We start from the raw sequence: 25,012 nt of genomic DNA on the forward strand, positions 1-25,012 counted from the left end.
GAGACATATTTTATGAGGCCATTACTTCGCACCCTTGTCTATCTATCGCTACTAGGCCTACTTTTCGGTGGAACTGTTTATGTTCCTACTGCATATGCACAATCACAAGCTACTGCGGCTGATTTAGTAGGTATTATTAAAGATGAAACAGGCGCAGTTATTCCTGGTGCCACTGTAACATTAAGAAATCCACAAACAGGTAATGAACGTAGTACTACTACGGATGAGTCAGGAACTTATAAATTTTTAGCCATACCACCTAGCACATATGAGGTAAGTATTGAAGCTGCTGGTTTTAATAGAACAGTAAATGAAAATGTTGTTTTAACTTTAGGTCAGGCGGCTAGATTAGATATAGAGCTTAAAATTGCAGGTGATGTTAGTGAAGAAATTATTGTTACTGCCGCACCTGCTGTTGTAGAAACTTCTAAAACAGCAGTGACCCAAACAATTGATGAAGAAAGAATTGATAACCTTCCAATCAATGGGCGTAACTTCTTAAACTTTGCTTTAACAAACGCTCAAATTGGTCGGGATAATTCCCCACCTGTTGGCCCGGCACCAACAACAGGGTTAAATTTTGCTGGTCAACGTGCGCGTTCTAATCTAGTGCAAGTTGATGGTGCAGATAATATTGATAACTCTGTAAATGCTGCTCGTTCAACGGTTAGCCAAGAAGCAGTTCAAGAATTCCAAGTAGTAATAAATAGCTTTGCTGCTGAATTTGGCCGAACAGCAGGGGGTGTAGTTAATATTGTTACTAAGTCTGGTACAAATGATTTTCATGGTAATGTGTTTGGATTTTTACGCCAAAGAGCAATCCAGGCTCGTAATGCGCTGGCTTTCCAACCACCTGGCACGGATAGACCTGCTTTTACTCGTGGTCAATATGGATTTAGTTTAGGTGGCCCTCTACAAAAAAATAAAACTTTTTTCTTTATTGCCTTAGACCAAACTAGACGACAAGAATCAGGGTTTTCTCAAATTGGGCTAGATCCTGCTGTTTTTGATAGTACAGCAGAACAAAGAGCTTTTATTGCTGCTAATGCTGGCACTACAGCAGGCGGACTTTATCAACAATTAACAGTTGCTGGTGCAGGTGTAGCTAGAACAGGAATTAACCCATTAAATGGGATGAGACAATTCTTTGTCACTGCATTGCTTTCTGGAGGACAATTTGGCGCAATTCCTGCAAGTTTTCGTCCACTTTCAAACATACAAAATGTTTATCCAATTAGTGATAAGTTTACCTTTTACTCTGTAAAACTAGACCATCAAATTAACCCAGATAACCGCCTGTCCTTGCGTTATAACTTTACACCAATTACAACCACAGGTATTCAATCATCAGGACAAAACCAACCATTTGGTCTAAATGATGTGTCTCGTACCGGAATTGCAACTTTCCGTGATACCGCGTTTGTTATTCAAGATTTGCAAACTTTTGGCGGTACAAAAGTTAATGAAATACTCTTTAACTTTGCTAGACGTGGTACTTTCTTTACTTCTGGCTCAGATGTAGCAATAAATATTACTGGTGCTGGTTTCTTTGGCCGTGAACCATTCTCACCTGTAGACCGCGTAGAAAAACGCTATGAAATTAAAGATAACTTTACCCTCTCACAAGGTAATCATACTGCTAAATTTGGGGTAGATTTTAATTATGTTGATATTGACCCTGCTAGATTTGAGCTAAACTTTTCAGGTTTATTTAATTTTGGGTCATTTCCTGTTTCAGCCTTTGCTGCTTTGGTTCCAGGTTTTGCTACTGCTCCAGCACTTACACCAGTTCAAGCTTATGGTTTAGGACTTCCTCAAACCTTTGTTCAAGGATTTGGTAAATCTACTTCTACAGTAACTAATAAAACACTAGGTCTTTTTGCTCAAGATAGTTGGAAAATACGTCCAAATCTAACCATTAATTATGGTATTCGTTATGATGTTGAGCTAACACCAACATTTCCAACAACTGGCTTTAGTACAGATGGTTTTTCTATTAGTGCAGCACAATTAGATGCAGCGGAAAGAGCCTTAAATGTAATTCAAGGTATTCCACGAGATAAAAACAATTTTGCTCCTCGTATAGGCTTTGCATATGATCCTAAAGGAGATGGTAAAACTGTAATTCGCGCTGATATGGAATTTTCTTTGACCATCCACTACTTGCATTAGCTTTTAACTCAGATATTGCTGATGGAGGTCAATCTCCTCAAGTTATCAATATTGCTAACTTACCTTTGCCAACAACACCATTAAATGCAGCACAAATTTTCCAAGGTACTGTAATACCAGGCGTTACTCCAGGACTTGCTAGCGGAGCCGTTTATCTAAATGGACAATCTCGTTTTGACCCTAATAAACCTTTTCCAGGTCTAGGAACAGTTCTTCCATTTACTTTACCAATAGATAGAGATTTTGTTTATGCCTATACAAATCAAGTTAATGTTGGTATTGAAAGGGAATTAGTTAAAGATTTAGCTTTTAGTGCTACTTATATCTTTACTGGTGGTCATAAATTACCACATCCAGTAGATCGTAATACTCCTAATGCTCAAGCTATTTTAGCTGTCTCTCCAACAGGTGGCCCTAATGCTATAGTTATTGCTAATAACTTTTTCCGTCCATCTGGCCCAAATCCAGCACTTGTTCCAACTAGTCTGCCAATTCCTTTTGGCCCTGTTGCAACTCAAGAAGCAACCTCAAATTCAGTCTATCACTCAATAACATTAAATCTAACTAAACGGTTTTCCAATAATTATCAATTTTTAATTAGTTATAATTTTGGTAAAACCTTAGATGATTCTACTGATTTACAAACTTTGTTACAACCGCAAGATAACCGTAGAATGGATTTAGAACGTAGCCGTTCTAGTCTAGATCAAAGACATCGTTTTGTTATTAGTGGTGTGTATAAAACTCCATTTGAACAAACAAGCCCAGGTTTTAAGAAAGTATTAGCTAATATTACTTTTGCTCCAATTATAGAACTAGGTTCTGGAAGACCATTTAATATTTTGACTGGTACAGATACTAATTTAGACGCATCTGCAAATACAGATCGTCCAAATGTTGACCCTGCTACTGGCGCACTTACTTTACCTTCAATAGGTCAAATTGGTTCATTAGGCCGTAATGCTGGTACTACACCAGGTTTTGCTAGTTTTGATATGCGTATAGCTAAATTCTTACCCATTGGCGAAAGAGTTAGAATTGACTTTATCTCTGAAGTCTTTAACCTTTTTAATCGAGTTAATGTTTCTACAGTTAATAATGATTTTCGCCAAATTAGATTTGAAGATTGAAACTTTAAGAGTCCTCCAACTTCAGTTTTTGATCCTAGACAGTTTCAATTTGCTATAAAGATTAGTTTCTAGGAAATTTTTCTAGTAAATAAAAAATTCCACTCTTTACAACCTTACAAAGAGTGGAATTTTTCTTTTGATAGCAAATCAATTATTTATTTTTGAAAACTCTTTAGAGCTTTTTCTTCAGAATCAAAAGTTTCAAAAACTGTAATTAACTTAGTAATAGTAAAGAGATCTACTAGACGTTTGGTTAAATTTACAAGCTTTAGCTCGCCTCCAGCCCGCTTTACTGCTGTATAACAACGAACCACTTCACCTAACCCAGAACTATCCATATAAGGTACTTCTTGACAGTTTAATACTACTCGTCTAACTCCACGAGTAATTAAATCTGCAACGTGTTGTTTTAATTGTACATCCCCCTCGCCAAGTAAAATTTTTCCTTCTAGGTCTAGTATGGTTACATCTCCTACTTGTCGCTCTGTGATATTCATTAATTTTCAGCGTCAAACCCTTTGAGGATCAGTAAAATACGCCGCCTCCCTTCAAGCAAACTTACTAGTTGGACTTCTATAAATAAAATAGATAATTAACTTTATTATATATAACAAGCTTAGTTTTAACTAAACAAAGATTTGAACATACTTAGAAAAACTGTGTCAAGACTTTTAGTATAAACTTATTACTCTTTAATTTTTAGATCTGTTCTCTTTATTTGCTTAGTAACCAACATAATTTTAATTACAGAATAAATTAAATAAGAACAACGACCTACTTTTTCTTGTAATTGTGCGACTGATAAAGGAGAAATTTTTAGTATTTGAAAAACTTGATTAGCTAGTTCCATAAAAGATTCTTCTCCTAACCAAAGCAATGTAGCTTTAGCAGGAGTAAAAACGTCCCTTACATTAATTTTTCTACTCATTTCCTGTAATTCATCTTGTTGGCGTGCTGCTTCTATTAAAAGGGCTGAAGCTGGTTGGAAAATATCATAACGACTATTGCCAGTATGCTGAATTGGGCCGCTCTTAAAATCAAAAGTCCCTTCCTTTAGAGGTGGCTGGAAAAGCTGGTAAAAAGCATCTTCTCCTACTAAATTTCCTAGATAAGCTCCTCGAATTTCTCCTTCTTCAAAGTTTACTTCTGCTATAGATTCTTCTCTATAATTATTTATTCTTAAAGTTCCTGTAAGGCGAGAACTAACAATAGTTTGAATTATGGTTGTTAGGTCAAAAAACTTAAAATTACCACGAAATTGCTCTCTTCTGTCTATCTTAGTATGTTTAATTAATGCTTCTAAACGACTAGCAAATAAAGTAGATAAAGATTTACCAAATTCTGGCAATATATCTAATAAAGATAAAAATATATCTCTACTAATTGCAAAAATTTCTCCTCCTCCAGGCATTCTAGCATAAGAAGTATAACTTGAGCCTGTTAACATAGTTATTTCGCCTAGAGAAGTAGAGATACCCATATAGGCTACTACTTTTAATTGCCCTGGCTCATCTTCGCGGCAAATTTCTACAATACCACTTTTTACAATATAAAACTTTTCTGCTGCTTGATTAGCAACAAAAATCGTGTTGCCAGGTTCAATTATAAGAACTTGACCATAGTTATAAATAACTTTTAAGATTTCCTCGCCTAGTCCGCTTAAAGTATCACAGTCTTTAAGGAATTTTATTTCTGAAGTATCTATTAAACTGGTTTGTTGCATAAGTAATTTATTTTAAGAATAACTATTAGCTATGGATATTAAGTTACTAAAACGATTTCCATTATTATAAGTGCTTATATTATCTTAGCAGTACACTTAACAGCAACAAATAAGTCTGCTAAAGTCTAGTAGTAGAATTAAAAGAAGTTGACAACTTTAGGGATAAAACTATATACATCCTGCAACTATATTAAAAATCTAAGGAGGTAATTATTTATATGACAAAAGTAGATGCACCTTGTGTAATTACCTCGGTTTATGCTTCTTCTGATACAGGTAATTTTAGGGATAATAACGAAGATAATTTTATTATTGCTGATTTAGTAAATGGACAAGGCTATAGTTTCCCTCAGTCTATCCGACGTAACATAGAAAATAACCGGCTACTAATGGCTGTATCTGATGGAATAGGTGGTAGAGAAGGTGGAGAAATAGCTTCTGCTATAGCTGTTTATGGACTACGGTTAGAACTTTTACGACTTGCTAGTAAGTCGGCTATTTATGAAGTAGATTGGCTAGTAAAAGCTTTAGAACACATTAATAAATTAATTTGGCGGGCCGGGAAAGAAAATCACCAATTAAAAGGTATGGGGGCAACTATTACGGCTGCTTTAATATCAGGGAGTCGTGTTTATATTGCTGAAGTTGGAGACTCTCGTGCTTATTTATTAAGAAATAACCAAATTAAACAAATTACTACTGATCAATCTTTGTTTGAAATATTATCTCAAACATCAGATATGGAAATAGAACGACAACCATCAGAAACTACACGTAATATTATTTTACAGTCTGTAGGAGGACAAGAAAACTTGGATGTTGCTGTAACCATTCTTGAATTATGTCAGGATGACTTTCTATTAATATGTTCTGATGGATTATCTAATAATTTAACAGCTACAGAAATAGAGGAAACTATTACTAAATCGCCTAACCTTGAACAAGCTGTAACTTCAATGATTGAATTAAGCAAAGAAAGAGGAGGAGAGGATAACATAACCTTAATACTTGCAAAATTTGAAGGGGACGCTTTACCAAAAAGTACTGGTAAATCTATAACTAGTTCCTTAAAAGTATTAACAGCATTTAATCCACTTTCAAATAACAAAGGAAAACAAAAACGCATTACCCAACAAATGGTTTCAGAACTACAAGAAAGAGAAGAAAAAGTGTTTCGTTCTACATTAGGAGTAATGTCACCTACTTCTTACCCAGCACGTAGCCAAGCTTTATCAGAAAGTGACAAATCCATAGAACTGCTTCATAATTCAGCTAATCAATTAGTTAAAGTTGTAGAGCAGATACAGGTTTTGGAAAAATGGTTAGAACAACAAGGCAGGCTAGACCCTGCTTTACAAAAGGCTATTGTTCATTTAGAACATGCTATTAAAAATACACAAAAAATAGAAATTGTTGCACGTAAAGCAAGAAATTTAATTGAACGTTTAACGGCTAAGAATATTTATCCAAAAGATAGCTAAAAATAGTTAAAAGAACGGAAAAACGTTGTTTCAATCTGTTAGGGTTCGATTTAAAATACCCAAAACAGCAAGGAGGAAATAGTGAGATTTACTGAGGAAGTACCGCGTTGTTCGTTTTGTCATAAATCGAACCGTGAAGTAAAAAAGCTAATTGCTGGGCCATCGGTCTATATTTGTAATGAATGTATTAATATCTGTAATGACATATTACTAGATAATACTAAAGAAGTAGAGCCTCATCAAAGTGGGCTACCTGCTCCAATAGAAATAAAACGTTTTCTGGATCAATATGTAATTCAGCAAGATGAAACAAAAAAACGCCTGGCTGTAGCGGTTTATCAACATTATAAGCGTATTGCAGTAAAGAAAAAGGGTGGAGCTAATAAAAAGAATGATGTAGAAGTACAGAAAAGCAATGTTTTATTAATCGGGCCAACTGGTACAGGAAAAACTTTACTTGCACAAACTCTAGCACGAATGCTAGATGTCCCATTTTGCATTGCTGATGCAACTACTTTAACTGAAGCAGGTTATGTTGGTGAGGATGTAGAAAATATTATTAGCAAGCTATTAGAAGCAGCTAACGGTGATTTAGAACAAGCTCAGATAGGAATTGTTTATTTAGATGAGATTGATAAAGTCTCGCGTAAAGATGAAAACCCTTCTATAACTCGTGATGTTTCTGGCGAGGGGGTACAGCAGTCTTTATTAAAGGTATTGGAGGGAACAGAAATTTTTGTTCCTCAAGCACGGGGGGCCCGTTATGCCCAACAGGATAGAGTTAAAGTAGACACTACTAATATTTTATTTGTATGTGGCGGTGCTTTTGTTGGTTTAGATAAAATTATTGAACGTCGCTTAGGTGGAAAAGCCCTAGGGTTTCAAGCTGATGTTAGCAAGCGACGCTTTAGCGTTAAGTCAAATATGCTTAGTCATGTTGAGCCTCAAGACTTAATAAAATATGGAATGATTCCTGAATTTGTTGGCCGATTACCTTCTATTAGCTCTTTACATGAGCTAGATGAAGTTGCATTAATTGAAATATTAACTAAACCCAAAAATGCTTTAATTAAACAGTACCAAGCACTATTTGAGTTAGATGGTATTCGTATGACTTACACTGATTCAGCCATAGAAGCAATTGCACGTAAGACTATGGAATTAAAAGTAGGAGCAAGAGGTTTAAGAATAGTGCTAGAAAAAATTATGTTAGACGCTTTTTATACCCTACCCTCACAACGTAAGATAAAGAAATTTATCCTTACAAGTGAAATGGTAGAAAGCGGTTTACTTTCACTTCAAGCTTTAGAGCAAGTTGGTTAATAGAAATTTTTAATAATAAAAAATAGGAAGCAAAAATCTTGCTTCCTATTTTGTTTTTGAAAGGAAAAATGAGAACTTTATTTGACCCAATTTAAAGCTATCAAGAAGGAATGCTTCAAGTTTCAGAAATACACAAAATTTATTATGAACAAAGCGGTAATCCAACAGGTAAACCAGTAGTTTTCTTGCATGGTGGGCGGAGGCGGCTCAGACCCAATGCACCGACGCTTTTTTGACCCAAATATTTATAGAATAGTTGTTTTTGACCAACGTGGCTCAGGTCGTAGTGAACCTTTTGCTTGTTTAGAAGAAAATACTACTTGGGACTTAGTTGCAGATATTGAACGTTTACGCCAACATTTAGGGATTGAACGTTGGGTTGTATTTGGAGGATCCTGGGGGAGTACCTTAAGTTTAGCTTATGCAGAAACTCACCCTGAAAGAGTAGTAGCACTGGTTTTAAGAGGAATATTTTTATGTCGCCCAGAAGAAATTAAATGGTTTTATCAAGAAGGCGCACATGCAATTTATCCAGATGTTTGGGATGATTATATTAGTGTAATTCCTGTAGAAGAACGAGGCGATATGTTATCGGCTTATCATCGACGGCTTACTAGTGAAGATAAAGAAATCCAACTTGCTGCTGCAAGAGCCTGGAGTATCTGGGAAGGTAGCACTTCTAAATTAATTCCTGTTCAATCAGTTATTGATAGTTTTGGGGATCCTTCTAAAGCTATTCCACTTGCACGGATTGAATGCCATTATTTTATGAATAATGCTTTCTTTTCCTCAAATAATTACTTAATTGAAAATATTGATAAAATTCGCCATATTCCTGGGGTAATTGTGCAGGGTCGATATGATGTTGTTTGTCCTATGATGAGTGCATGGTTACTACATAAGGCATGGCCTGAAGCTAAACTAGAAGTTATTGCTACTGCTGGACATTCAGCAACGGAAGAAGGAATTATTGATGCTTTGGTAAGAGCAACAGATGAGTTTAAGATACTATAGTATTTACATAAGTAAAAAGCAGGTACTACCTGCTTTTTACTTTAACGATTAAGTAATATATTTTAGTTATTATTAAAGACCTATACGGTCTTGCACTTTACGAAGTAAATCTTTAACTTGGAAAGGTTTGGAAATACAATCTTCTGGCTGAACATCAAATTCATCAGAATGTAAAATCTCATCAACAACGTGTGATGCAGAACAAATAATAATAGGTATTTTACTAACAGGTTCAGTATAAGAACGTAGTAAAAGCATTAAGCGTGGGCCACTAATTACAGGCATCATAACATCTAAAATAATTAAATCAGGTGGGTTTTTTTTAACTTCACTAACGGCTTTTAAGCCATCTTCAGCTAAAACTACTTCATAGCCAGAGTCAGATAAGATGTCATATAAAAGGTCTCTGATATCTTCTTCATCATCTACTACAAGAACTCTTTTCATGCAACAACCCCCTTATAACTAAAGAAAAATGCTTAAGTGAGGAAAATGGATTAAACTTTTTAACCTGTTTCAAGTGGGCTAAAACTCTATGGTATTACGTTTAAGTTGTAGCGTCAAGCATCGATAAAGTAGATATTAAAAAATAATTAATTTTGATTTATTTAATTAGTACAGCGTAAACTAAGTTTTTTGACATTTTTATTTTTTAAAGCCCCAACGGGGCGAAAGATATGTAGTCTAGGGTTTGAACCCTAGGTATAATAATCAGCTATTCCCACCCTTCAAGGCTTGAAGAGACTTAATTATTATTTCCTAGGGCGTAAGCCCTAGGCTACAGTTATGTCGCCCCGTTGGGGCTTAAGATTAAAATATCAGTAAATTTAGTTTACAGAGTAATTAGATTATTTAATAATTCTTTAGCAATTAAGGATTCAATAGGATCAAATTCTGGGTTTAATTCTAATGTTTGTTGAAGATAATTTTTTGCAAGCTCTTTATCACCAAGTGCATTAGAAATCATTGCTGCATGGTAGAAAATTTTAGCATCCTTTGTTCCTAATTTTAGAGCTTCTTTAATAGAAATTTGCGCTATATCTAATTTTCCAAGCTTAAAAGCTGTCCAAGCTAAAGCATCAGCCCCATAAATGTCTTTTCTTATTTGATATTCTGTTTCTGCCTGCTGATAAGCTTGTTCAAGATTTATGTTATGGTTGGCATAAAAAAGGGCTAGATTCCGACTGTAAAGCACTCCATTTAATTGGTTTAATTTAGCTATAGTTTCAAGTAGTTGGTATTTTTGATTTGCTTTTTCTACTTCTCCAGTTAATTTATAAAGATCTGCTAAAGAAGCGATAAATGTTAGGTCAGGTAGAATATCAATAACTTGTTCATAATCATAAATAGCTGCTTTTAAGTCCTGTTGTGCTGCTTTGGTTTGGGCCAGTCCAGCCATTGCACGAAAATACTTTGGAAAAGCTGTTAGAGCATCTAAATAATATTTTTCTGCCATTTTATAATCACCAGTAGAAAAACAGCTTTCTGCAAGTTGGGATAAACACCAGGCAGTTGACTCACGCGAAGGAGGTTGTAGGTTGAGGGAAATATTAAGAGCTTCTAAAAGATAGGTTTTGTTTTTTGCAATATTTCCTTTAAGCTTTTCAAGATGAGCGATTCTAATAACTAATGCAAATCTAGCATTATTACTAGGATCTTTAAGCTTTTCCATTTTTCTAAATATATCTTCTGCCTTTTTGTACTCGCCTAACTCAAGCAGCGAGTCGCCTAATAATTGATAAGGATAAGCTTTATTAGGTTGGAATTTTAATAAAAGCTCGGCGTGTTCTTTAGCTTTAGTAAATTCATGCGAAGAGTATTCAACGGCTGTTAGTAGAGCTAGACCTGCAATATTTTGTTCTGCTGGAAAAACTCTTAGAGATTCATTTGCTGCTTTTTGTGCTAAATCTAAATAAGTGATATTTCCTGTTTCGCGTAGGCGTTTAAGATAGCGGTTGCCTAGCATATTGTAGGCTATTAAATCCTCAGGGTCTTGTTTTATTTTATCTTCTAAAAATCTAATAGAAGCTTGGCTAGTGTCTTGATCTTCGGGTAAAGGCTTAGTTATTGGTTGGTAATTTTGCTCTGAAATATTTGTAGAACTTAAAGCTTTACAAGAATTTAGTAAAATAGATAAACAAAAAAGTAGGATTAAAAACTTTTTTTTCATTTGCTAAATAAGTCTAAAAGTTTAAATTTTTAGTAAAAAAGTTTGGACAAGGCAATCGCCTTGTCCAAAAGAATGTTATGCTTAGTTAAAATTGTGTAGTTGGTGCATCACTTGGCCGAGGTGGTTGATGTGGTGCAGCAAAAAATGGAAAGGTCTTTCCAAACTCTTTGTCATTAAAACTAACTCCATCTCCTAATGGTGAGAGGCTATTAACAAAAAAGAGAATAATATCAATTACATCATCACCAGGACGACGGCCATTTGGATAACCGGTATAGCCAGAACTACCAAAAGCTTCCCCTACGCCTAGACTACTATTAGGTGTGGAAAGGTTAAGACGTAAGTAATCGCCTTGTTTTAATAGTCCTGCAACAGCACTGGCTGCTTCATCAGAAGTTCTAATAAATCTAAATGAGAATGCAATATCAGAAGTAAATTTACCTGCTGCGTCATCCATTGGGGTTGAGGCATTATATTCATTTTTACGAGCAATAGCAGGTATTAAAACAGTGTTAATAACTGGGTTTGCCATACGGTCTACTTGAACTAACTCACCACTATCTTTAGTTAGACCACCTGGTAAACGAACAGAATTTTTGCACGAAGTGTAACACCATTTACACCAATAATATTACCACTACCTTTAAGTAATTCTGCTGGAACACTAATTGCAATCATATGGATACTAAATCCAGCAAATGAATCACGGGCGCGAGTAAGGTCGTCTTTAGCTGAAGGATCTCTATCTTGTAGCTTAATCACATAGCGATTAAATCCAACAATATCAAAGAAAAAAGGATCGTCCGTTAAACCTGCATAAAAAGAAACTCCAGAAACAGGGTCTGTTGTTACTCTTAGTGGGTTGGCTACAGAAACATCATTTACATTTCCACGTTGGCTTTGAATAGTAGTAAGTGCTTCAAATGTTCTACCATCGGGCAATTTAATAGATGCAGTTTGTGCAACTCGGCGGGAATTATGGGTTCCAAATTTAATATCAATAAATTTATCTGGTTTGGCATCTCCAGTGTTTTCAATTTCAAATCGATAAACTACATTTTCTGGAAAACAGCAAAGGTTTAGTAATTCGGCTGGAACAACAAAGCCTTCAACATCCATAGCTAAAATAACTTTGCTATTATCATTTGGATCAAGAAAAGCATAAACATCTGCTAGATCAGCCCCAGGATCTTCAACAACAAAAGGCGCTTCAGCATGATCTGCTGCTTGTGTTGGTGGAGAAACAGAAAGCAATGGAAGAGAGAAAAGAAACATTATCACAAATCCAAAAAAGATATATTTAAGTTTTTTCATAAACATAATTTAACCTCAGGTTAAATGAGATAATTGCTAATTTAAGCTAATCTCAAGAGTTAAAAGTTTTTAATAATTTTGGCTGTTATATTAATCAATTTCATTACCTGTTATTCTTAGGTGGTTAATTACTTAGAAGCTACACCTTGAATTCTTTCCCCTAGAGGTAGTTCCATCATTACTTGGGGTTGAATTAACTCTGTAAGAAAACCTGTTTGAGAGTTAATTCTTAATGTATGGATCATATTGCTTCTGGTGTTAGGATCTTTTTGGGAGCATTTATTAGTTACAGCCGAATTTGTAAAGTGAATCCAAGTATCAGCCGGTGAGCCAATTACATGTGATGGTTCTCCACAACCTTCAAATTTTATTAATTGTGTTTCTACTGGAGCTTCAGGATCCGTTAAATCATAGGTTGAAGCGTCGTTTGAGGCTTGATTAGATGTCCACATATGGCGACCATCTTTTCTAATATAAAACCAACATACCGTAGAGCCACCATTAGGCATAGCACGGACAAATTTTAATTTTCCACTATTTGGGTTATATCTAAAAACACCAATTTTGTTTTCAAATAGTAAACCTGTGTATAAGATATTTTTTGATGGATGTATTCCTAGACCAAGCGAAAAAGGGAAATTACCTAAATTGATAGGTAGCACACTTGGGCCTAAAGAACGTATATTAAAAGGTTTAGTTGCTGTTAATGTTCCATCAGGATTAACCTTAAATGGTCGAATCATACCAGCAAAGAAATCATTAACAAAAACAACCTTCTTATCTATACTAGGTATTACTTGAGATGGTGTAGAGCTTTGATTACAAATAACTCCTTCACCACAAGTTGCACCAGGAAATTTAATTTCTGAGTTTGGCACAGGAGTTAATGAACCATTAGAAGCCATTTTATAGGTCATAACACTACCTTGTAGGCCAGGCGGCTTAGGATTACCAGCAGGATCATTTTTATTAACAACAACTACAGTATCAAAAGCTGCAATAGCCACACTAGAAGGAATACGACCTGTCTTAAATGGGGAACCTGGAACAGGTGTTAGATCTAGTCCATCTGCACTAACATCAAATACTGAAAGATCATCAGAACCTTGGTTGCAAACAAAAAGGCGGGTTCTTTCATCATTCATTATCATTATTCCATCGTGTTCAAATGGCCCGATGTCAACAGCAGCAAAAACCCCAGTTGGTGCGCGGTTAAAGCCTGTTACATCAAACATTCCTTTGCCACCAGTTGAGATAGTTTTTAACTTAGTTAAACTACCATCATTGCCACGACGAAAAATCATAATCCCAGAGCCTTGAGAAAGGTTATCTTCTACATAAATAAGATTTCCTGGGCCAGTGGATTGCTGAAATTGTGGAGGAGCATAAACATCCATTAGTGGGATATCTTCATTGTCATCTGGGTAAGAGTTCTCATTCCAATCATTATGGATTTGTTGTTTTTTTTGTCTTTGAGCTTGAGAATTTTCAGTAGAGGTAAAAGACAGAATAAGAAATATCATTGTAAACATCAAAAAGCTTATTATTAGCCGGCCTTTCATATGTTCTTCTCCTTAGATTTTTAGTCACCTAGTAACTAAATAAATCAATTGAATATGTTTATTAGTTAAATCCAAAAAGGATTTAAGAATTTATTTATTGGTATAGAGAATGGTTGATTTTTAAGTGGCTAATTCTATTATTTACTTTTATATGAGAGATTTAATTAAATTTTCTTAAATCTTCTATACCTTATACTTAATGATACTAATAGTCTATTATTTTATACTGATAGTCTATTATTTTGTACTAACAGTCTAAATATATAAGTAAAAATTTAAAAATCAAGTGTAAAAAGGAGTGGTTTTTTACTTACGTTAAGATATTAGTAGGCAGTTATAATAGTTAAAGCTAAACAACAGCTAGAAAATTAGGATTTTGTTATAACCATTTAGTAGTAATTATGCTAGTATAAGATTTTTAAGTAAGATTAAATTCTAACCTAAATAGACCATTGGTTTTGAGGGGAAAATATGAAACTAAATAAATCAATTAAAAAAACAAATATTGAGCTACTTCAAGAAGAGCTTTTAAAAAAACAAATTAAAATTACTGAGTTAGAAGCCCATAATAAGGAATTACAGGTTATTTTACGGCGGTTAATTATTGAGCGAAATGTTACAGAATTATTAAGATCTGCTGTTAGTTTTGATCAAATTTGTGAAAAAATACTAGCAACAGTTTGTGAGAATTTAGGTTTTCAATTAGGGCTTTTTTGGTCTTATGACTATGAATTAAATAGTTTATGTTGCACAAAAATTTGGCGAAGTTCTTTTTTAAGAGAAGAAACAGAGTTTGAGTTAGTTAGTCAACAGACTTTATTTTCTCCTGGCGTAGGGTTGCCAGGTAGATTGTTAATTAGCAATAAACCTACTTGGATTGAAGATGTAGTCAAAGATGATAATTTTCCTCGTGCAAATGTAGCAAATAAAATAGGGCTACATTCTGCTTTTGGTTTTCCTATTTTAATTGGTTGTGAAGTATTTGGAATAATGGAGTTTTTCTTGCAGAATTTTCAGCCAGTAGATGAAAACCTTTTAGATTTGATGGCTAATCTTGGAAATCAAATAGGTGAATTTAATTGGCATAATTGGCATGGAAAGGTCAATAATCAAAGCAGCTATTTTTGCTAGAGTTTTTACTATTCTAAAGAACAACTTTTTAGTAGTAGGGATGCTAGTTTTTTAGCATTTCGGATAGCTGTTTTTGATATTTCTTTGTCAATATTACATAAAATATTTGCTCCTATTATTAACAATATAAATTGCTCAGCTACTTGATTAGGGTTAGCGATATTAGCTAATTTAACTTTATCTAAAATAAGATCTTTTAATTGACTAATAAATTTTTCTGATACTAAAAAATAGGGTACATTGTGTCTAAGACACGGATTTGAGCATTTATAAAAGGTTCTCCACGATAGTTAGTTTCTTGAAAAGAACTAAATAATAAATCAAATATTATTAATAATTGTTTTTTAGGTAGTTTACTACGTTGGTAAAGTTTAGTAGTAAACCAATTCCACCACTTTTCTTCACTACGTTCTACAACAGCTAATATCAATTGATCTTTGGAGAGAAAGTATTTATAGAGTGTCATTTTAGCAATGCCAGCTTGAAGGACAATTTCATCAACACCAACAGCTTGCAAGCCTTTCTCATAGAATAGCTGTGCTGCTGTATCTAGAATTTTTTCTTGAATTTGGTTTTGTTGGGTTAATCTAGTGACCACGACTTCGATTATATCAAATGTAATTTATAATTTACAAAAACAGACTGCTTTTCCAATAAGTTTTAATTTCTAGATAAATTTTAGGGAATTATTACAGGTTTTTAGTGTTACTTTAAATATAAGGTAAAGGAGTTTTTTAATGTCAGAAAAAAATAAATCTGATGCTTTTCAACAAATGCAAACAGAAATAGCTCAAGTAGTGCAAGAAGTAATTACAGATTATTTATTACCACTACAAACAAAAAAAATTTCAAAAAAAATGATAGAACAAATGTCAGTTGATTGTGCTAGTCAAATTGCAAGTAAAGCAGTTGTAATTAGCCGTAAAACTTCAACTAATCAAACAAGTAAATTAACTAGTGAATTAGCTAGTTTACTTAATGAACATACTTGGAAAGCAGCCCCTCTATTTAATGATAAATTAACTGCTTTAGTAGGAAAAATGACTCCAGAAGAATATGAAAAAGTAAAGGCTGGAGTAGCAAATCAAGTAGTTTCACAGGTTTATAAAAGCATATCAGATTTTGCTAATGCTCTAGGAATTAAGATTTCAGAAAATTCTGCTAATTCAAAAAAATAGTTAGATTCCTAAATTCTAATAAATTTAGTTTTAAGATTGTGTGTTAAGGAATCGTGTATTTATGCTAAGAAATGGACAAGTATTAGATGCTAAATATAGGATTGAAAAGCTACTGGGCCAGGGTGGAATGGGAGCGGTTTACCAAGCTATTCATATAGGCACAGAACGTTTAGTAGCAGTAAAAGTAATTGCCCCTCAATTTATGTCTAATACTGAGTTTGTAGAACGATTTAAGCTTGAAGCTAAAGCTGCTGGACGGCTTCGTCATCCTAATATTGTTAATGTTACTGATTTTGGTTTTACAGAAATAGACTCAAAACGAATTGCTTATCTAGTAATGGAATATCTTAATGGCTCTAACCTTGGAGATATGTTGCAAAGAAAAGGGAAATTAAGAGTTCAATTTGTTGTTGAAATAGTAGAACAAATCTGCGTCGGACTTTTTGAAGCACATAAACAAGGTATTATTCATCGAGACTTAAAACCAGATAATATTTGGTTAGAACCTGATGGACGGGGAGGTTATAACGTAAAATTACTAGATTTTGGTCTAGCTAAATTAAAGAATAATGTTGATGAGACCAACAAAGTTTTAACAGGAATGTTAAAAACTAAACTACCTACTTCTGAAGTAGAAAGTTTACTTAAAACAGGCAACTTGGATAATATTAAAATTGCAATTCAAAGTGTAAAAAATATTGATACTGAAGCAGTAACACAAATTGCTTCAGTTGAAACACAAAAAGTAGTTCAGCAAGCTACTCATTTTACTAATAATGCTACTAATGAATGGGAAACAAAGGTAGGGACAATAATGGGAACACCTCTTTATATGTCTCCTGAACAGTGTGCTGGAACAAAATTAGAGATTCAATCAGATATTTATAGTTTAGGTGTAATAGTTTACCAAATGCTAAGTGGTAAACTTCCCTTTACTGGCGATATGTATCAGCTTATTTATAAACATAGTGTTGAACTTCCACCGCCATTAAAGTCTAGCAAAATACCAAAAGCCGTTTCTAAAATTGTAATGGCAGCTTTGGCAAAAAAAGCAGAAGATAGACCTGTTTCTGCCCTTGCCTTTGCTACGGCACTTCGTACTAGTGCTGATGGTGATATTCCTATTATGCAAGAAGCTTTAGAACTATATCAAAAACACTATGAAACCTTCTTAAAAATAGGAGTTCTAATAAATTTACCATTTTTTCTTATAGCCTGGTTAATTGAAGTATTTCTCTCTCAACAAAGCATTAAATTAGGTTTTTTAGTTGAACAAGGCTTGATTGGTTTAGTAATAATACTTGCCAATATTTCTTATATTGCTTTAGTTGCTCAAACTATTGGACAAGAAAACTTAATAAAAACTAATTTTTCAACAATTTTACTGTCGCTAATGACATTACCTAGAAAGTTATTTTTAATAATACTAGGTAAGCTCTATAGTATATTTTTAATTATATTTGATAGCTTTAAGCTAATTAAACCAGGTCTAAAAAGTTATATTGGTTATACTTTATTAGTTTTTTAATTTAATTAAAAAAGTAGATTTTTATATCCCTATAATGGTTGCAGCTTTCCCATTTTTAATTTTAAGTGTAATTTATCCACCTATTGCTATAGCTTTTTCTTTAATTTATAGAAGGTCTTGTTATATTGGAGGAGAAGAAACTATTGCAATACTAGAGCAAAATCTATCAGAAAAATTAACTATAACTAATCTATCTCCTTTTAGACGGATGGCTAGTTTATTTATAATAATACTAATAATAGTTACTAGTTGGTTTTTCTCAAAGGATAGTATCCTAATTAATGCAGCTATAACAGGAAATGCTAGTACTATTAAAGCCTTATCTACCTTGGGCTTAAATATAGAAGATGTTAAAGATGAACAAGGTCACAATTTATATTTTCTTGCAATGGTTAATAATCACTTAGAAGCAAGTAAAGAAATAGTAGAAAATGGTTTTTCTCGTTTGCCTGCAACACCTGAAAGCCAAATAATTAATAGTAAAGTTGCTGGCATGGTGCTAATTGGTAGTGGATGGTTAACTCGCCCTAAAATAGAGGATCTAGAATTGGATAAAAATGATCAACAAGTTTATGAAGTATTTGTAGATTCTTTTTATTTAGATCAAACAGAGGTGACTAATAGTCAATTTGAGGAATTTGTTAAAGATGCAAACTATATAACGGATGCCGAACTAGAAGGAGATGATTATAATTGGCGAGTTTTTGCTACTGAAGATCGAAAAGATCATCCTGTTACTAGTGTTAGTTGGCGAGATGCTGAAAGCTATGCAAAATGGGCAGGAAAACGCCTTCCTACAGAAGCAGAATGGGAATATGCTGCACGAGGAGGAATATTTTATAAAAAATATCCTTGGGGTAGTGCAATGCCTTCACTAGAAAAAAATTCTAATTTTGGTCTAAGTCGAGCAATAATTGATTTAGAAAACGTTCCAACCGTAAAAGTAAAAAGTTATGTTCCAAATGGATATGGCCTTTATGATATGTCGGGCAATGTTTGGGAATGGTGTTCGGATTGGTATGACAAAGATTATTATAACTATAGCCCAAAAACTAACCCTACAGGCCCGGCAAAAGGTAAATTAAAAGTTTTGCGGGGGATCCTGGTATACTGGAGCTGATAATATAGAAGTTTCTAAGCGTAATTCAGATCTACCTGATGGAAGACAATTTGATTATGGGTTTCGCTGTGCTTTAGATAAAGATAAACTTCCAAAAACTAATTAAGTAGCAAATAAACTTACTTAAACTAAACATTATAAAAGCTTATAACTTATTTTTTATTGTTTAGTTAGCGTTATTGTAAGTTGAAAAGTAAGCAAGAAAGGTTTATATTTCTTGTTGCCCCACCTGTTATTGTTTCAGCAAGGAGATAGCTATGCTAAGAAAACTATCTGTTTTTCTTTGTTTATTTCTACTTATCACTATATCTGTTTATAGTGATGGTACAAATAATACACAAACAGTAGTTTCTTTGCCTGGACAAATACAAAAAAATAATAATGTTGTTTTTAGTTCTGATGGGCAGTATGGCTTTGTTGCTGCTTATCGTCGTCCTGATGGTAGTAATAATAATGAAGTCTATAGTTTTAGCACAAATTCTGGCTTAATAGTTGATCGCAAAGAAGTTGCTTTTGCTCCCACTACTGTTGCAATGGACAATTCTAATACTATGGTAGTAGTTGGTTCAGCCGCAACGGATATTCCTACAGCACAAATTCATATCTTAAAAACTGATTTAGATGGTCGATTTTCTCCTGATAGCTATGTTGCTAGTGTACCTCTACCTGCGTCAAGTTTTGGTGATTGGATACCTAGTCAAATTGCTGTTAGTAATTTAGGTTATGCGATATTTTCTAATAAAGCTTCTTTATATGTAATTACCATTCAAAATACTTTTAATGGTATTGCTGGAGAAACAACTAGCATTACAGAGGTAGTTAGCCAAGAAACTTATAGTAATTCCAATAGGCTTATAAATATAGATTTTGATAAAAATTCTAATACTTTAGTAACAATTTGGCGTAAAAGTAATGAAAATTATAGTTTACTACTACATAAACTTACTAGTGATGGTAAGCTTTTACCAATAAGTACTACACCAAATAACCCAACAGCTAATGAAGTTGTACTTCCACCAGGAGAAATTATTGCTAGAGGTAGCAATGTTGCTTTTAATAGTAATGCAACAGAAATTTATTTTGTTTCTAGCTCCACAGGAATGATTTATAGCTACCCAATTTATGGTGGAGGTGGTTTAATAGAAAAAGCTCGTTATCAACTGTTTGCTGATGGAGCAATTCAATCAGCCTTAACTAGTCCTAGAAATATTGTTTTTCGTAACGTTCAATTATCAACAGGCTTTCAACCTACACTTTATATTAGTCGTCCTCTTGGAATTAGTCGCCCTCTAGGGGTAAAACCAAACGCTATAGTAACTATTGAAGCTAGTGATGCTAGTTTGATCTCTGCCAAAATATTTGATGAACAAGAAGACACAATGAATACTACAATAAATGAAGCTGGTACTGTAGCCTATATTGCAATGAGTAAGGGAACTTTCTACCGCTTTGATACTTTGTCTGGTGAAACTAGTGCAGCACAAAACTTTTCTAATACTTTATTAAAGGTTTATTTACAAGAAAGAAATGGGCTTTTAGCTCTTACAGGGATACAAGATTCTGTTGGTACAGTTAATTTGATGAGAATAGATTAAGAAAACCTAAAAATTATTAGTTGTTGAGCCTATGAGTACACAGCGCGTTTCCGTTCCATGGTATAAAGCTTTTGATAAACCAAATAAATCATCAAATCAACTTTCTAACATTATCTCTCAAGCAGAAAAATCTTTTGAATCTGGACAATATCAAGAATTAATTAAGTTAATAGAAAATGCTTTAGAACAAAAAGTTGATGACTCTGAACAGGAAGTCATTCTTAGATGTTTGCTTAATGAAGCTCTTTGTGAATTAAGTTTTTATGATGAAGCTGCTGTAATATTAAATGAATATGAAAAACAGCAAACTAACCTACCTAGTAAACTACAAGCAGAACTACTACTTAGAATAGGTGCTACTGCTAGTTGGAGAGCGCAGTACCCAAAAGCAATTGCTAAATTAAATGAAGCAGTCCTTTTATTTACCGTTCTTAATGATAAAGAAGGTATAACAAGAGGTTATTTTGAGCTTTCTTTACTCTATATAAATATTAATGAATATGCTATTGCACGAGATTATTTAACTCGGGCTTATACAGAAGCAGAATTAATAGCTAACCGTCGTTTGACTGCACAAATCTTTTTACGTTTAGGAATGGTAGATCATTATGAAGGTGATTTTGCTAATGCTAAACTCCATTACAACAGAGCATTAAAATTGGTAGCCAATACAAAATCTTATCGTCTTTTAGGTTCTCTGCAAATGAACCTGGCAAATACATTGTTTTTAGAGCAACGAGGCTCAGCACAACAAATTATTAATTTATATGAAAGTGCTATAGAAAACTTTAAGAAGCTAAATAACTCTCATTTTATTGCTCATTGTTATAATAATTTAGGCGATTGTTTATTGCGCTTTGGTATGTGGGAAAAAGCCCAGATGTTTTTGACTCAAGCAATAGAGTTAGCCCGTAGCGCAAATTATCACCATAGCGAAAGCCTAGCACTAATTACTTTGGCAGAACTAAAATTGCGTTGTGGTGATCTAAATGGAGCTAAACGTCTTTTAACACCAGCAATTAAGATTGCAGAACAAACTGATAAAAGTGTCCTAGCTTATGCAAAAAGAGTTTATGGTTATACTTACCAAGCTACAAATCCAGCAGCCTTAAAAGCTTTTAACTCTTCTTTACAACTAGCAACTGCTGTTGGAGATCATAATGAAATTACTTTTTCACTCCTGGCACTTGTGGACTACTATTTTGCAAGGGGAGAGTATGAACAAGCCCGAAATTTTCTTAAACATGCCCAAGAAAGGCTTATGACTAAGCCTTCACCTTATATTTCTGGCTTTGCTCAACGTTTAACAGGAATGCTTAAGTATGTTGAAGGTGTTTTGACGGAAGCAATTCAACATATCAACTCTTCAATTTCAATTTTTACTACTGTAGGGGATCGATATGAACTTGGCAGAAGTCATTTAGAATTAGCAGAAGTTTTAATTAGTAGTGAAAGCTTAACTGCTGCTGAAAGTCATATTTCTCAAGCTCAAGAAATTCTTATAGAACTTAAGGCTCGTCCAGATATTATTCGAGCCGAAAAAATGCAGATTCTTGTTAATGAAAAACTAACATCTCCAAATACTACCAAAACTATTGATAAAAATAGTGTTATACAAAATATTGCAACCCTTTTAGATTTACCTTTATTTAAGCGTTTAGCCCAAGCTTGTATTACTCAAGAAATCTTATTAGAAGAATTTGCAGCAATTACTTTTGAAACACTGCCAATAGCACAATTACTTATTTTTTACCCTCTAATCAATCTCAAACTCTGCTAATTTCTCATGGAACTAGTCAAAATGAAGCTGCAAAGTTACGTAAACAAATAATTGCTTCAGAAAAAAAAATATTTAGATAGCGGACGACTAATCAAACTATCAAGCATTTATCATCAAGATGTTTTTGTTTACTCTGAAAGTAAAACTAACTTTTCATACTTAGAACAAGAACGCTGGGACTTATTTTAGAATTCTTAAAACTAGGGCTAGAAAATTGCTCGCTACGTACTAATTTTGGACAGGTTAAAAATACTACTAATATATCAGTACAAAATACTACTGAACCAAATATATTAATTCAAGGATTTGTTTATGCAAGTCCGATAATGTGTCGAGTAGTAGACCAGATCAAAAAGATCCGCACTTCTGATGTGACAGTTTTAATTACTGGTGAATCTGGCACAGGAAAAGAGCTAGTAGCACGGGCAATTCATGCAGAAAGTGCGCGTTGTGAAGGCGCATTTGTTGCTTTTAATTGTACTGCTACACCTAGAGAATTAATTGAAAGTCAGCTTTTTGGGCATCGTCGAGGCTCATTTACTGGTGCTACAAGTAATTACTTAGGCGTAAGTCGTACCGCGAAAGGTGGAACATGATTTTTAGATGAAATTGGAGATTTAAGTTTAGATATTCAACCAAAGTTACTTAGATTTTTAGAAGCAGGTGAAATTCAACCTCTTGGCGAAGGACGGCCATTAAAAGTAGATGTAAGAGTAATTGCTGCAACCAATGCAGATCTAGGTTATTCAGTTGCAGAGAAACGATTTAGAGAAGACCTTTATCATCGGCTAAACATTATTCGCATACATATTCCACCTCTTAGAGAACGAGCAGAAGAAATTCCAATGTTACTACGTTATTATCTTAACTATTTTGCTAATCGTTATGGGGATAAACAAATAACTTTTTCTGAAGGTGCGATTAATGCTTTACAACAATATCATTGGCCAGGAAATGTTCGTCAATTGCGCAATGAAATTGAAAGATTAATTACTTATTCAGTAAAAGGTGATGTGATTTCTATAGATGATCTTTCTTTAGATATTCAACAATCAAACTCTTTAAGTATGTTACCTAGATTAAGTGAACCTCAATCACAAAATTTAACTTCCTCTCTAGCCAGCAAAAGATCTAAGATACTAGAGTTCCCAGAATCGCCAAAAACGCTAAGAGATGTTGTCCGGCCAGTAGAAAGAGAGTTAATCTTAGCTGCTTTTGAGCGCAACCAAGGCAATTTTAGTAAGGTAGCAAAAGAATTAGGTTTATCCAGACGTGGGTTAAAGCTAAAAATTGATAGCTTAAACCTTTCTGAAATAGTAAGTAAATAAATTTCTCGGCAATTAGTTTAGGAGTAAGTTTTATTAAAATGATTTTGAAAAAAAATTTAATTATTGCAATAGATGGCCCCTCTGGTTCAGGTAAAAGTACTACTGGTAAAGCATTAGCTAACAAACTTGGATATTTATATATTGATACTGGGGCAATGTATAGGGCTGCTGCTTTGGCAGCAATTAGAGCAAACATAGGATTATCAGAAGAAGAAAAAATAATTTCTTTAGTAAAAGATACTAATATAAACTTAAAGGGTAGCCCTTATAAGTTACAAGTTTTTCTTAATGGCGAAGATGTAACAGAAAATATTCGCACTCCAGAAGTTAGCCAATCAGCATCAATTATTTCTGCTATTGGAGGTGTTCGCCAAGCTTTAGTAGCACGGCAACAAGAAATGGGAAAACAAGGTGGAGTGGTTTTAGATGGGCGAGATATTGGAACACATGTTTTTCCTAATGCAGATGCCAAATTTTTCTAATAGCAGATGTTGATGAACGCGCTCGCCGTCGTAACTTAGAAGAAGTTAACCGAGGAGAAAATTTAACATTAGAAGAAACCTTAAAAGAAATAGAAGAACGAGATCAACGAGATGAACAACGCACTTATTCACCTCTACGGCCTGCGGAGGACTCTATTAAACTTGATACTTCTAATTTAACTCCTAATTTAGTAGTAGAAAAAATCTTAGAACACCTTGAGCCAAAGTTAAATTTAATGGCAAAACCTCTAGGAATTAGCTAAATGTTTACTGGAATTATTGAGGAATTAGGAAAAATTTCTGCTACTAAAATTGGTAGTCAAGGCGGAGAGATTATTGTTTCTGCTAAAGAAATTACTCAAGACCTTAAATTAGGTGATAGTGTTGCAGTAAACGGTGTTTGTCTAACTGTAACAGCATTTACTAGTCAAAATATTACTTTTGATGTTTCTAAAGAAACTTTGCTACGTAGCACTTTGGGCAGTTTATCAACAGGAAATTCAGTAAATTTAGAAAGAGCTTTACGTCTAAGTGATAGATTAGGCGGGCATATTGTCCAAGGGCATGTGGACACAACTGGAGAATTTTTAGCTCGTCAAACTGTTGGAGAAGGCTATATAATGCGTTTTTCTTATCCAAAGGAAATTGCCCATTATATTTGTCAAAAAGGCTCTATTGCTATTGAAGGTGTAAGTTTAACTATAGCAGATTTAAGTTTAAGTGATTTTTCTGTTGCTGTTGTTCCTCATACCTGGAAATCAACTACTCTAAGCTTATTAACTGCAAGACAAAAGGTAAATTTAGAAGTTGACATTGTAGCTAAGTACATTGAACGAATGTTAACAACACGTCATATAACAGAAAAATCTGCTTTAACTATGGAAAAGTTAAAGGATTTAGGGTATTAACATTTATTAATTTTAGTAGTAAGAAAAATTTGGAGGTAATTAACTTTTATGGCAACTGTTCCAGAAATTTTTG

Annotated in this window: 20 protein-coding genes and 4 pseudogenes; 16 read left to right on the forward strand and 8 right to left on the reverse strand. The window is 33.9% G+C overall.

What is annotated here, in order from left to right; genetic code table 11:
* Positions 1-12: 12 nt before the first annotated feature.
* The gene (locus IPK14_00970) at positions 13-2,172 is read left to right on the forward strand and encodes a TonB-dependent receptor (protein ID MBK7992014.1); all 2,160 of its coding nucleotides are present in this window, start codon (positions 13-15) and stop codon (positions 2,170-2,172) included.
* A gap of 65 nt (positions 2,173-2,237) precedes the next feature.
* Entirely contained in the window at positions 2,238-3,302 is a 1,065-nt protein-coding gene (locus IPK14_00975) for a hypothetical protein (protein ID MBK7992015.1), read from the forward strand.
* Positions 3,303-3,457: 155 nt separating this feature from the next.
* On the opposite strand, the gene IPK14_00980 is transcribed toward IPK14_00975, so the two are convergent.
* Positions 3,458-3,799, reverse strand: coding sequence for an STAS domain-containing protein (locus tag IPK14_00980; GenBank protein ID MBK7992016.1), 342 nt, complete (start codon positions 3,797-3,799; stop codon positions 3,458-3,460).
* 188 nt (positions 3,800-3,987) lie between these two features.
* Positions 3,988-5,025: a DUF4388 domain-containing protein gene (locus tag IPK14_00985; protein MBK7992017.1), complete on the reverse strand. Its 1,038-nt coding sequence runs from the start codon at positions 5,023-5,025 to the stop codon at positions 3,988-3,990.
* A 218-nt stretch (positions 5,026-5,243) separates the two neighbouring features.
* Here IPK14_00985 and IPK14_00990 point away from each other — a divergent pair, with 218 nt between their 5' ends.
* The 3 genes and pseudogenes from IPK14_00990 (at position 5,244) to pip (ending at position 8,843) form a co-directional block, all read left to right on the forward strand.
* Positions 5,244-6,506, forward strand: coding sequence for a serine/threonine-protein phosphatase (locus tag IPK14_00990; protein MBK7992018.1), 1,263 nt, complete (start codon positions 5,244-5,246; stop codon positions 6,504-6,506).
* A 78-nt stretch (positions 6,507-6,584) separates the two neighbouring features.
* A complete protein-coding gene (gene clpX / locus IPK14_00995; protein MBK7992019.1) occupies positions 6,585-7,829 on the forward strand; it encodes an ATP-dependent Clp protease ATP-binding subunit ClpX in 1,245 nt (414 codons plus the stop codon).
* A gap of 110 nt (positions 7,830-7,939) precedes the next feature.
* Positions 7,940-8,843: pseudogene (gene pip / locus IPK14_01000) on the forward strand (prolyl aminopeptidase).
* Positions 8,844-8,915: 72 nt separating this feature from the next.
* On the opposite strand, the gene IPK14_01005 reads toward pip, so the two are convergent.
* The 5 genes and pseudogenes from IPK14_01005 to IPK14_01025 all read right to left on the reverse strand — a co-directional run bounded on the left by IPK14_01005 (position 8,916) and on the right by IPK14_01025 (position 13,889).
* On the reverse strand, positions 8,916-9,290 hold the full coding sequence (locus tag IPK14_01005) for a response regulator (GenBank protein ID MBK7992020.1): 375 nt from the start codon (positions 9,288-9,290) through the stop codon (positions 8,916-8,918).
* Between the two features lie 385 nt (positions 9,291-9,675).
* On the reverse strand, positions 9,676-11,013 hold the full coding sequence (locus IPK14_01010) for a tetratricopeptide repeat protein (protein ID MBK7992021.1): 1,338 nt from the start codon (positions 11,011-11,013) through the stop codon (positions 9,676-9,678).
* Between the two features lie 85 nt (positions 11,014-11,098).
* Positions 11,099-11,629 (reverse strand): annotated as a pseudogene (locus tag IPK14_01015) (DUF4331 family protein).
* Entirely contained in the window at positions 11,581-12,327 is a 747-nt protein-coding gene (locus IPK14_01020; protein ID MBK7992022.1) for a DUF4331 family protein, read from the reverse strand. The pseudogene IPK14_01015 and the gene IPK14_01020 overlap by 49 nt, the downstream one beginning before the upstream one ends.
* A gap of 128 nt (positions 12,328-12,455) precedes the next feature.
* A complete protein-coding gene (locus IPK14_01025) occupies positions 12,456-13,889 on the reverse strand; it encodes a beta-propeller fold lactonase family protein (protein MBK7992023.1) in 1,434 nt (477 codons plus the stop codon).
* A gap of 471 nt (positions 13,890-14,360) precedes the next feature.
* Between IPK14_01025 and IPK14_01030 the strand changes: the two genes are divergently transcribed.
* Entirely contained in the window at positions 14,361-15,020 is a 660-nt protein-coding gene (locus tag IPK14_01030; protein MBK7992024.1) for a GAF domain-containing protein, read from the forward strand.
* Positions 15,021-15,243: 223 nt separating this feature from the next.
* Here the strand turns inward: IPK14_01030 and IPK14_01035 are convergent, their stop codons facing one another.
* Positions 15,244-15,618 (reverse strand): TetR/AcrR family transcriptional regulator, encoded by a 375-nt coding sequence (locus tag IPK14_01035; protein ID MBK7992025.1) that lies wholly within the window; start codon positions 15,616-15,618, stop codon positions 15,244-15,246.
* Between the two features lie 139 nt (positions 15,619-15,757).
* On the opposite strand from IPK14_01035, the gene IPK14_01040 reads away from it, so the two are divergent.
* The 10 genes and pseudogenes from IPK14_01040 to IPK14_01085 all read left to right on the forward strand — a co-directional run bounded on the left by IPK14_01040 (position 15,758) and on the right by IPK14_01085 (position 24,939).
* Positions 15,758-16,198 carry a hypothetical protein gene (locus tag IPK14_01040; protein MBK7992026.1) on the forward strand — a complete coding sequence of 147 codons (441 nt, stop codon included), beginning with the start codon at positions 15,758-15,760 and terminating at the stop codon, positions 16,196-16,198.
* A gap of 61 nt (positions 16,199-16,259) precedes the next feature.
* Positions 16,260-17,726, forward strand: coding sequence for a serine/threonine protein kinase (locus IPK14_01045; protein ID MBK7992027.1), 1,467 nt, complete (start codon positions 16,260-16,262; stop codon positions 17,724-17,726).
* A 34-nt stretch (positions 17,727-17,760) separates the two neighbouring features.
* Complete coding sequence (locus IPK14_01050; GenBank protein MBK7992028.1) at positions 17,761-18,846, forward strand: formylglycine-generating enzyme family protein; 1,086 nt, start codon at positions 17,761-17,763, stop codon at positions 18,844-18,846.
* A 257-nt stretch (positions 18,847-19,103) separates the two neighbouring features.
* Positions 19,104-20,441, forward strand: a complete 1,338-nt coding sequence (locus IPK14_01055) for a hypothetical protein (GenBank protein ID MBK7992029.1) — start codon at positions 19,104-19,106, stop codon at positions 20,439-20,441.
* A 31-nt stretch (positions 20,442-20,472) separates the two neighbouring features.
* The gene (locus IPK14_01060) at positions 20,473-22,221 is read left to right on the forward strand and encodes a tetratricopeptide repeat protein (GenBank protein ID MBK7992030.1); all 1,749 of its coding nucleotides are present in this window, start codon (positions 20,473-20,475) and stop codon (positions 22,219-22,221) included.
* A 326-nt stretch (positions 22,222-22,547) separates the two neighbouring features.
* Positions 22,548-22,817, forward strand: a complete 270-nt coding sequence (locus tag IPK14_01065) for a sigma 54-interacting transcriptional regulator (GenBank protein MBK7992031.1) — start codon at positions 22,548-22,550, stop codon at positions 22,815-22,817.
* Positions 22,818-22,829: 12 nt separating this feature from the next.
* Positions 22,830-23,042, forward strand: a pseudogene (locus IPK14_01070) (sigma 54-interacting transcriptional regulator).
* Between the two features lie 24 nt (positions 23,043-23,066).
* Positions 23,067-23,549, forward strand: coding sequence for a hypothetical protein (locus IPK14_01075; GenBank protein MBK7992032.1), 483 nt, complete (start codon positions 23,067-23,069; stop codon positions 23,547-23,549).
* A gap of 44 nt (positions 23,550-23,593) precedes the next feature.
* A pseudogene (locus IPK14_01080) lies at positions 23,594-24,294 on the forward strand ((d)CMP kinase).
* Positions 24,295-24,939 (forward strand): riboflavin synthase, encoded by a 645-nt coding sequence (locus IPK14_01085; GenBank protein MBK7992033.1) that lies wholly within the window; start codon positions 24,295-24,297, stop codon positions 24,937-24,939.
* Positions 24,940-25,012 lie beyond the last annotated feature (73 nt).

The organism is Blastocatellia bacterium (assembly GCA_016713405.1).
Classification (GTDB): Bacteria; Acidobacteriota; Blastocatellia; order Chloracidobacteriales; family JADJPF01; genus JADJPF01.

What these genes read in the sequence shown, in the direction of transcription:
- IPK14_00970 (MBK7992014.1), top strand. Translation starts at nt 13, where the DNA reads ATGAGGCCATTACTTCGCACCCTTGTCTATCTATCGCTACTAGGCCTA.
- IPK14_00980 (MBK7992016.1), bottom strand. Translation starts at nt 3,799, where the DNA reads ATGAATATCACAGAGCGACAAGTAGGAGATGTAACCATACTAGACCTA.
- IPK14_00985 (MBK7992017.1), bottom strand. Translation starts at nt 5,025, where the DNA reads ATGCAACAAACCAGTTTAATAGATACTTCAGAAATAAAATTCCTTAAA.
- IPK14_00990 (MBK7992018.1), top strand. Translation starts at nt 5,244, where the DNA reads ATGACAAAAGTAGATGCACCTTGTGTAATTACCTCGGTTTATGCTTCT.
- IPK14_01005 (MBK7992020.1), bottom strand. Translation starts at nt 9,290, where the DNA reads ATGAAAAGAGTTCTTGTAGTAGATGATGAAGAAGATATCAGAGACCTT.
- IPK14_01010 (MBK7992021.1), bottom strand. Translation starts at nt 11,013, where the DNA reads ATGAAAAAAAAGTTTTTAATCCTACTTTTTTGTTTATCTATTTTACTA.
- IPK14_01020 (MBK7992022.1), bottom strand. Translation starts at nt 12,327, where the DNA reads ATGAAAAAACTTAAATATATCTTTTTTGGATTTGTGATAATGTTTCTT.
- IPK14_01025 (MBK7992023.1), bottom strand. Translation starts at nt 13,889, where the DNA reads ATGAAAGGCCGGCTAATAATAAGCTTTTTGATGTTTACAATGATATTT.
- IPK14_01030 (MBK7992024.1), top strand. Translation starts at nt 14,361, where the DNA reads ATGAAACTAAATAAATCAATTAAAAAAACAAATATTGAGCTACTTCAA.
- IPK14_01040 (MBK7992026.1), top strand. Translation starts at nt 15,758, where the DNA reads ATGTCAGAAAAAAATAAATCTGATGCTTTTCAACAAATGCAAACAGAA.
- IPK14_01045 (MBK7992027.1), top strand. Translation starts at nt 16,260, where the DNA reads ATGCTAAGAAATGGACAAGTATTAGATGCTAAATATAGGATTGAAAAG.
- IPK14_01050 (MBK7992028.1), top strand. Translation starts at nt 17,761, where the DNA reads ATGGTTGCAGCTTTCCCATTTTTAATTTTAAGTGTAATTTATCCACCT.
- IPK14_01055 (MBK7992029.1), top strand. Translation starts at nt 19,104, where the DNA reads ATGCTAAGAAAACTATCTGTTTTTCTTTGTTTATTTCTACTTATCACT.
- IPK14_01060 (MBK7992030.1), top strand. Translation starts at nt 20,473, where the DNA reads ATGAGTACACAGCGCGTTTCCGTTCCATGGTATAAAGCTTTTGATAAA.
- IPK14_01065 (MBK7992031.1), top strand. Translation starts at nt 22,548, where the DNA reads ATGTGTCGAGTAGTAGACCAGATCAAAAAGATCCGCACTTCTGATGTG.
- IPK14_01075 (MBK7992032.1), top strand. Translation starts at nt 23,067, where the DNA reads ATGTTACTACGTTATTATCTTAACTATTTTGCTAATCGTTATGGGGAT.
- IPK14_01085 (MBK7992033.1), top strand. Translation starts at nt 24,295, where the DNA reads ATGTTTACTGGAATTATTGAGGAATTAGGAAAAATTTCTGCTACTAAA.